The organism is Streptococcus fryi, from assembly GCF_053206505.1.
Genome location: NZ_JBRUGW010000049.1, coordinates 1 through 8,579, shown reverse-complemented (window position 1 = coordinate 8,579; position 8,579 = coordinate 1). Strand labels below are relative to the sequence as shown.

At 36.2% G+C, this 8,579-nt stretch carries 7 protein-coding genes; 5 read left to right on the top strand and 2 right to left on the bottom strand.

Annotated elements, in window-relative coordinates:
- On the bottom strand, window positions 1–1,553 hold a 1,553-nt coding region (gene guaA, locus ACVRZH_RS09545), incomplete at its 3' end, for a glutamine-hydrolyzing GMP synthase (protein WP_447455056.1).
- A 227-nt stretch (window positions 1,554–1,780) separates the two neighbouring features.
- On the opposite strand from guaA, the gene ACVRZH_RS09540 reads away from it, so the two are divergent.
- The 3 genes from ACVRZH_RS09540 to ffh are packed head-to-tail and all read left to right on the top strand — an operon-like array spanning window position 1,781 to window position 4,436.
- On the top strand, window positions 1,781–2,479 hold the full coding sequence (locus tag ACVRZH_RS09540; protein WP_447455055.1) for a GntR family transcriptional regulator: 699 nt from the start codon (window positions 1,781–1,783) through the stop codon (window positions 2,477–2,479).
- A 57-nt stretch (window positions 2,480–2,536) separates the two neighbouring features.
- Window positions 2,537–2,869: a putative DNA-binding protein gene (locus ACVRZH_RS09535; protein ID WP_447455054.1), complete on the top strand. Its 333-nt coding sequence runs from the start codon at window positions 2,537–2,539 to the stop codon at window positions 2,867–2,869.
- A 16-nt stretch (window positions 2,870–2,885) separates the two neighbouring features.
- Window positions 2,886–4,436 carry a signal recognition particle protein gene (ffh, locus tag ACVRZH_RS09530; protein WP_447455053.1) on the top strand — a complete coding sequence of 517 codons (1,551 nt, stop codon included), beginning with the start codon at window positions 2,886–2,888 and terminating at the stop codon, window positions 4,434–4,436.
- A 104-nt stretch (window positions 4,437–4,540) separates the two neighbouring features.
- On the opposite strand, the gene xerS is transcribed toward ffh, so the two are convergent.
- The gene (gene xerS / locus ACVRZH_RS09525; protein ID WP_447455052.1) at window positions 4,541–5,611 is read right to left on the bottom strand and encodes a tyrosine recombinase XerS; all 1,071 of its coding nucleotides are present in this window, start codon (window positions 5,609–5,611) and stop codon (window positions 4,541–4,543) included.
- 486 nt (window positions 5,612–6,097) lie between these two features.
- Here xerS and ACVRZH_RS09520 point away from each other — a divergent pair, with 486 nt between their 5' ends.
- Together ACVRZH_RS09520 and ACVRZH_RS09515 are read left to right on the top strand one after the other, a co-directional pair.
- A complete protein-coding gene (locus tag ACVRZH_RS09520; RefSeq protein WP_447455051.1) occupies window positions 6,098–7,606 on the top strand; it encodes a serine/threonine-protein kinase in 1,509 nt (502 codons plus the stop codon).
- 178 nt (window positions 7,607–7,784) lie between these two features.
- On the top strand, window positions 7,785–8,537 hold the full coding sequence (locus tag ACVRZH_RS09515; protein ID WP_447455050.1) for a type I restriction enzyme HsdR N-terminal domain-containing protein: 753 nt from the start codon (window positions 7,785–7,787) through the stop codon (window positions 8,535–8,537).
- The last annotated feature ends 42 nt before the right edge of the window (window positions 8,538–8,579 follow it).

The following is an 8,579-nucleotide window of genomic DNA, read 5'->3' as shown; positions in this document are numbered from 1 at the left end:
TATTCCCACTCAACAGTTGCTGGTGGTTTGCTTGTGATATCGTAGACGATACGGTTGACATGGTCAACTTCATTGACGATACGTGTTGAAATTTTTTGGAGCACTTCCCAAGGAAGTTTGGCGAAGTCGGCTGTCATGCCATCTATAGAAGTGATAGCACGAATAGCAATGGTATAGTCGTAAGTACGACCGTCTCCCATAACACCAACAGAACGAACACCAGTATTGACCGTAAAGTATTGCCAAACATCACGGTCAAGTCCTGCTTTAGCGATTTCTTCACGTAAAATCGCGTCAGATTCACGAACAGTTTTGAGTTTTTCTTCGGTGATTTCACCCATGACACGAATCGCTAATCCAGGTCCAGGGAACGGTTGACGCCATACGACTTCGTCAGGCATACCAAGAGCCGTACCAAGTGCACGAACCTCATCTTTAAATAAGGTATTCAATGGCTCAATCAATTTAAACTGCATATCTTCAGGCAGACCACCAACGTTATGGTGTGATTTGATGGTTTGAGCAGTTTCAGTACCAGATTCGATAATATCTGTGTATAAAGTACCTTGTGCCAAGAAATCAACGTCTTTTAATTTACTAGCTTCATCATCGAAGACATAGACAAATTCATTACCAATGATTTTACGTTTTTTCTCAGGGTCTTCAACACCAGCAAGAAGGTCTAGGAAACGTTTTGAAGCATCGACACGGATGATATTGAGCCCAAATTTACCACCAAGCATTTCCATAACTTGATCACCTTCGTTTTTACGAAGAAGTCCGTGGTCCACAAAGATACAAGTAAGTTGATCACCGATAGCACGTTGTAAGAGGACACCAACGACAGAAGAATCAACACCACCTGAAAGACCGAGAAGGACTTTTTTATCTCCAACGGTTTCACGGATTTTTTGAATTTCTGTTTCGATGAAGTTATCCATTGTCCAGTCGCCTTTTGCACCACAGATATTGATGGCGAAGTTACGGAGGATATCATTACCGTAAACAGAGTGGCGAACTTCTGGGTGGAATTGAATACCGTAAATACGACGTTTACTATCTTCGATAGCAGCATAAGGGCAGTCAGCTGATTCTGCGACAAGATGGAAATTATCTGGAATTTCAGTAACAGCGTCACCATGACTCATCAACACTAATTGCTCATCAGGTGTGCTTGCAAAGAGTTCTGATTCGGCTTTTAAACTTAGTGGTGATTGCCCATATTCACGATTACCAGCATCACCAGCAGGCACTACCTTACCACCTAGTTTATGGGTAATCAGCTGCATGCCGTAACAGATACCAAGGATAGGAATATCAAGCTCAAAAATCTCAGGATCGATATCAAAAGATCCTTCCTCATAAACAGAGTTTGGTCCACCTGATAGGACAATACCAACAGGGTTAATCTCTTTAACCTCTTGGGCAGAGATACGATGGCTCTTCAGTTCAGAGAACACACCAAATTCACGAATACGGCGTGAAATCAGCTGATTATACTGGCTACCGTAGTCTAAGACAATAATTTTTTGAATGTCATTAAGATCAGTCATGGGAATCCTTTCTAACTTTGTCACGATTGTGACAGTTTCAATCCTATTCTATCATATTTTGATAAATTTAGCTGATATTTTTTCTTAAAATACTTAAAAGTCTCTCTGAAATAGTCTAAAGGTCTAGTTGATATTTTGATAAGATGACCTTAATATAATAAGATGTTTTGCATGATAATGACTTTTTTGATAAAATTGGTATAGTTAATAGATCAAGGAGTTATCAGATGCAGCCTGCTTACATTAGCATACATGATAGTATCAAAAAAGATATCGAAACTGGTATTTGGAAGATTGGCGACAGACTACCTAGTGAACGAGACTTAGCAGAACAGTTTTCAGTGAGTCGAATGACCTTACGACAGGCAGTTACCCTATTGGTAGAAGAAGGCGTACTGGAGCGTAGAGTGGGTAGCGGCACTTATGTTGCGAGCCAACGTGTCCAAGAAAAAATGCAAGGGACAACGAGTTTTACAGATATTGTCCATGCACAAGGTAAGAAACCTTCCTCAAAGCTGATTTCATATCAGAGAAAACTGGCTAGTAAAACAGAAATGCAATTCTTAGATTTAAGGGCTAATGAGTATGTTGTGCGTATGGAGCGTATCCGCTATGCTGATCATGTCCCTTTGGTATTTGAAGTCGCTAGCATTCCTGAAAAGCTAATTGAAGACTTTGATCGTAATGAAGTGATTGAGCATTTCTTTAAGACCTTGACAGCTTATGGTTATGAAATTGGTAAGAGTAAACAAACCATTTATGCTAAGGTCGCTAGTGAAAAAGTAGCCAATTATCTTGATGTTCATCGTGGTCATGCCATTCTGGCATTGACACAGATTTCCTATTTGACGAATGGTCAACCCTTTGAATATGTGCGAAGCCAGTATGTCGGTGACCGTTTTGAGTTTTATTTGGAGAATAAGTAGGGAATTTGATGGGACTTACTCTATCAAATCAGCATAGTTTTTGATATAATAAATGGTATGGAAATTGAAAAAACCAATCGAATGAATGCGCTCTTTGAATTTTATGCGGCGCTACTGACAGATAAGCAAATGAATTATATTGAGCTCTATTACGCTGATGATTATAGCTTGGCAGAGATTGCTGAGGAATTTCAGGTCAGCAGACAGGCTGTATATGATAACATCAAGCGGACCGAAAAAATCTTAGAGGAATATGAACGTAAACTACACATGTACTCGGATTATATTGTACGTAGTCAGATTTTTGATGATTTAGCGGAGCGTTACGCAGATGATACTTATTTGCAAGAGCAATTGGCTACTTTAACAAGTATTGATAATAGAGATTAAGAAGAAGGAGTTAGAAATGGCATTTGAAAGTTTAACGGAGCGTTTGCAGAACGTCTTTAAAAACATCCGTGGTAAAAAGAAACTGAATGAAAAAGATGTTCAAGAGGTAACAAAAGAAATTCGTTTGGCACTTTTAGAGGCAGACGTTGCCCTACCTGTTGTGAAGGAATTTATCAAACGGGTGCGTGAGCGCGCCATTGGACATGAGGTGATTGACACCCTTAATCCAAGCCAACAAATTGTTAAAATTGTCAATGAAGAATTGACATCAGTTTTGGGGGCTGAAACTGCTGAATTAAATCAATCAGCTAAGATCCCAACCATTATCATGATGGTTGGTCTGCAAGGTGCTGGTAAGACGACATTCGCAGGAAAATTGGCAAATAAGTTAATCAAAGAACAAAAAGCACGCCCATTGATGATTGCAGCGGATATCTATCGTCCAGCAGCTATTGATCAATTAAAAACACTGGGTGAACAGATTGGTGTCCCTGTCTTTGACATGGGAACTGACCACTCTGCTTTGGAGATTGTTTCAGCTGGTTTAGCCAAAGCTAAGGAAAATCATAACGACTATGTTCTGATTGATACAGCAGGTCGTCTGCAAATTGATGAAGCTCTCATGGCAGAATTGCGTGAGGTCAAAGCTCTAGCACAACCTGATGAGATTCTCCTTGTTGTTGATAGCATGATTGGTCAAGAAGCTGCCAACGTTGCACGTGAATTTAATGAGCAACTTTCAATCACAGGTGTTGTTCTAACCAAGATTGATGGTGATACTCGTGGTGGTGCAGCTCTATCTGTTCGCCAAATCACAGGTCAGCCGATTAAGTTTACAGGAACGGGTGAGAAAATTACAGATATTGAGACCTTCCACCCAGACCGTATGGCAAGCCGCATCTTAGGTATGGGTGACCTCCTTACTCTCATCGAACGTGCATCTCAAGAGTACGACGAGAAAAAATCGTTAGAGCTCGCTGAAAAAATGCGTGAAAACACCTTTGATTTTAATGACTTTATTAATCAGCTTGATCAAGTGCAAAGCATGGGACCAATGGAAGAGCTATTGAAGATGTTACCAGGTATGTCGGGTAATCCTGCCTTAGCTAATCTTAAAGTTGATGAGAAAGAGATTGCACGCAAACGTGCAATTGTCTCTTCAATGACTCCTGAAGAGCGTGAAAACCCAGATATCCTAAGCCCAAGCCGCAGACGTCGTATTGCAAACGGTTCAGGTAATAGTTTTGTTGAGGTTAATAAGTTTATTAAGGACTTCAACCAAGCCAAAGCAGTCATGCAAGGTGTTATGTCAGGAGATATGAGCCAAATGATGAAACAAATGGGGCTTAATCCAAATAATCTGCCTAAAAACATGCCGAATATGCCTGGAATGCCAGACTTATCAGGTATGGATATGTCAGCTCTTGATGGTTTGATGAATGGTGGCATGCCTGATATGAGTCAGATGCTCGGTGGCGGTTTAAAAGGAAAAATTGGTGAATTTGCCATGAAGCATGCCATGAAACGTCAGGCTAATAAGCTTAAAAAAGCTAAAAAGAGAAAATAAGAATTGAACACATATAAAATAGACCAGTTTTATTACGACTGGTCTATTTTATATGCAATTAACTTAACGTATTTTAAATTATGTAAAACTATTCATTGATAATATTATAGCTTATCTAAGGCATTTTTTTGCTCATCGTTGACAATATGGGTGTAGAGGTCAGTAACCTGCGTATTAGCATGACCGAGTTGATGGCTGACCAAGACCTGAGATTTTGTTGCATCATACAATCGTGTAGCCAAGGTGTGACGTAGTTTATGTGGAGTGACACGAATTTTAAAATCTTCTGAATACTTTGCAACCATTTTTTCGATACTGGAAGCATCTATACGATTCGGTTGACCTCGATAAAGGGTGAGGAAAAAAGCAATATCGTTTTTTTCAGCCTTGTAACGTTGTTTGCGAATAGCGAGGTAGTTTTCTAAATAAGGTTTTGCAAATCCTGCAACATTGACAGAGTCTCGCTTTCCCCCTTTACGTATGACCTCTATCAGCATCATCTTGAGATTGACATCTTTGATATCAAGGTTAACGGCTTCAGACAACCGCACACCTGAAGCAAGAAGTAGTGCCAATATCGCAAGGTCACGTTCCTTATTTTTTTGGAATGATGACAGAGCACGGCTAGAGAGTTTGTGTTCGTAGTCGTTAGCAATATACTCTAAAAATGCCATGGTTTCATCGCCTAAAAACAGTTTTTGCTTGATATTTTCAGCCCTTGCTGCCAAGGTTTCTTTCTTTTTCTTAGTTGATACTTTTTTCATGACATTACGATAAAAGTAAGGCTCACCTTGATCATTTTCAACCTCTTCAGTCAAGTATTTATATAGACTGGATAACGCGGATAGGGTACGATTAATGGTCGTTTGAGAAACACCATTTTGAGTCGTATTCGCATTTAATAGAGGACGTTCACGTAGATAGAGGATAAATGCCTCCATATCTTTTTTTGTCAAATGCTCCAAAGTTTCTAACGGAATATCCGAAATTTGATTTGTTCGAACCAAATCAGTTTCGATTAACCATTCAAAAAAACGGCGATATTCTTTTAAATATTCATATAGAGTTGTAAAACTATATGGAACAGCTAGTTTGGATTGATAATAATCACTGACGTACCAAGGCATCATCAGTTTTAAGTCTTCAATTTTTTCAAGTAAACGTTCACGTTTCATAAAATACCTTTCATACATATCGTATCTATTAAAACTAAAAATTTATGAACAATTGACCTAACATAGTCTAAACCCTTGATAATACTGATATAGAAGCATAAAGTACATGAATTGAAAAGTGTACTTTATTTTTATTTTGTACTTTTGAATAGGGGTGTTTATTGTTCATAATGATTAGTTTATTTTATTCTTTGTATCTCTTTTGAAAAGTACATTTATCATCCACAATTTGATGAAGTTTAGCACTTTCAAAAGTACATTTTTTCAATTACTTTATATTATAAAGGATTTTGGGAGATATTGCTATTTTTCTAGGTTCTTTTATATAAGAAGGTAATTAATAGGATACTACAGATGAAATTTTGCGAATATTGAACTATAAACTTTTATTAGTTTAACTTTTATTACGGTCTCCATATATTGGTTTTTTTCGTGTTATAATTACTTAACAAGGATCTTTGCAACAATATATTCAATGGAGGGAATATGTCATTAAACCTGGAATTTTTAGAGACATTATCAAAGATATTTTGCGGGGATGAAAAAGAACTATTTCTATATAAATCAGGTCCACAGTTAGTTTCATTCTTTAATAATTATTTCAATTACCATGATGAATACAGTCGAGGGTTCAATACTCGATGGAGATATGTTTGTGATAAATTAGTTGAACTAAACAATAGCAATAAGCTGGACTCTTTTATAAATCTCATACTTAGTAAAAATTATATATTAACTGAGCTTAAAACAAGTGAAGTTGATGCTTTGGTTCATCAAGAAAAAGTTAGAGTAGAGCTAAATAAAATATGTTCAGTGTACTCGCTGATACTTACTAGGAAAGACAATCGCTTCCATCTTGTTGAGATTGATCAAGATTTGGTTGAGATTGGGAAAGGCGGCTTCGCTAACATCTATTTACAAAAATCTACAGGATTAGTGTTAAAAAAATTAAACGATGAATCCGTGAAGATACAATCGCTTCGAAGTAGATTGAAGAGGGAGTTTGAAATAACAAAGTCTTGCTCAGAATTTGGCAATGTAATAGAGGTTTATGACTTTAACGAGGGAAACTGCTCTTATACTATGGAAAGAGCTGAAATGACTCTGTATGAATTTATTACTAGTAGTGAGCTCACTAATGATTCAAAGTTGAATATTATTCGTCAAATATTGTACACTATGTCTTTAGTTCATGACAATGGTTATCTTCATAGAGATTTAAGCCCTACCAACATTTTTAAAGTTAAAGGAATAATTAAAATAGCAGATTTTGGATTGGGTAAAAATTTAAATACATTAACGTCCCACCAAACGATGGATACAGCTTCCTTTGGTCAACTTTTTTATTGTGCTCCTGAGCAACTCACACTACTAAAGGATGCAGACAAGCGTAGCGATGTTTATTCACTAGGGCGAATAATAAATTTTATTATGACAGGAACTCCTACTGACTATAATCATTATCTTCGTTCAGTTTGTGATAAGGCCACTAATATAAGCCCAGAATTTAGGTATCAAAATACAAATGAGATGTTGGAAGCTTTGAATCAATGGTTGAAAATAAGAAATAATCAAAAATATGAAGAGAATATGTGGTTAAAAATATCAAATAGGATTTTTGATTCAGAAGTAGAAGCATATATTTACGAATTACAAGGTGATGCGATATGTAAAAATTGCATTAGTAAAGGAAGTGTATTCGTTGATAGCTTGATACAATTTATGAAAATTGATGATCTACATGCTAATCATATAATTCAGTTAATTTATTCAAATTATGAAAGTCATTTAAGAAGATTTGAAGATGGGGATTCTTTTGCAGTTTTATCTTACAGAGTATTGAAGGGAGATTTTTCATATATTGTTAACGAAACAGCGGCTAAGATTTTGCACTATGTCGCTTATATTGGCGGGAGATTTCATGCACAAGATAAAATTGAAGAGTTAAAGTCAATTGGTATAGAACCTATGATAGAATCAATACTAGAAAGATGAGTTGTCAAGTAGTCAAATAATTTATTGAAAAATTCAAAACAACTCCCTATTCCATCCGAATACATTTTTCTTGGGTTGTGAAATTTATTAACTACATATTTATGTGTTAATAACTAGTTTTAATTATGGTATAATTGTTTTACTAATTTTTGAAGAAGATTTTAGCAAGGAATACAATATGACATTAAAAAGATATATAAGTGAAAACTTCAAACAGTTTAATTCAAGTATAAGAACAGAGGAGGATCTAAAAATTAAGGTAATTCTTCCTTATTTAAAAGAATTAGGATATACCGAATCTGAAATGAATTTTGAATCACCTATGGAGGTCATAATTGGCTCAAAAAAAACAACAGTCTATTCAGACATTGAAATTATGTTAGATGGACGTGTTGAACTTGTCATTGATATTAAACGTCCTAGTCACCCAGTAAAACAAACTGATATCTTACAAGCATCAAGTTACGCAAAACTAATTAGTACACCGCCAGCAACTATGAGTTGTGTGACAAATGGTATTAGCGTGATTACTACAAATACCTTTACTGGAGAGCAGGAAGAATCTATTCCTACAAAAGCACAATTGTTGAAGAGAGTTAACTCAACTAAAAAAAGATCATTTACAGAAATTCAATTAAATGAAGTAAAGAGCGTTCTTCTGACCCTTGCTGAACCTGATGAATTATATAAACTTATAAATGCTTCGAAAAATACTATTGAGAAGAAGGCGTTAATAAGAAGTGATCAATCATTTAAAGAGATTACTAAAATAATCCTTGTGAAGATGAATGAAGAGCGTAGAGTTAAGGCGAATGAAGGAGAAAACCGTTTTTCTGTTAGATATTTGGGCTCTATAATTTCTGTAGTGGGTAACTCCACCATAGAGATTATAGGGCCTTTTGAGTATCAAAAAGTCCCATATGACCTATAATGAAAAGCAAGCAAACCATCATTAGAAAGACTCATATGGAAC

Coding starts and splice junctions, on each gene's coding strand:
- ACVRZH_RS09540 (WP_447455055.1), top strand. CDS start 1,781: ATGCAGCCTGCTTACATTAGCATACATGATAGTATCAAAAAAGATATC.
- ACVRZH_RS09535 (WP_447455054.1), top strand. CDS start 2,537: ATGGAAATTGAAAAAACCAATCGAATGAATGCGCTCTTTGAATTTTAT.
- ffh (WP_447455053.1), top strand. CDS start 2,886: ATGGCATTTGAAAGTTTAACGGAGCGTTTGCAGAACGTCTTTAAAAAC.
- xerS (WP_447455052.1), bottom strand. CDS start 5,611: ATGAAACGTGAACGTTTACTTGAAAAAATTGAAGACTTAAAACTGATG.
- ACVRZH_RS09520 (WP_447455051.1), top strand. CDS start 6,098: ATGTCATTAAACCTGGAATTTTTAGAGACATTATCAAAGATATTTTGC.
- ACVRZH_RS09515 (WP_447455050.1), top strand. CDS start 7,785: ATGACATTAAAAAGATATATAAGTGAAAACTTCAAACAGTTTAATTCA.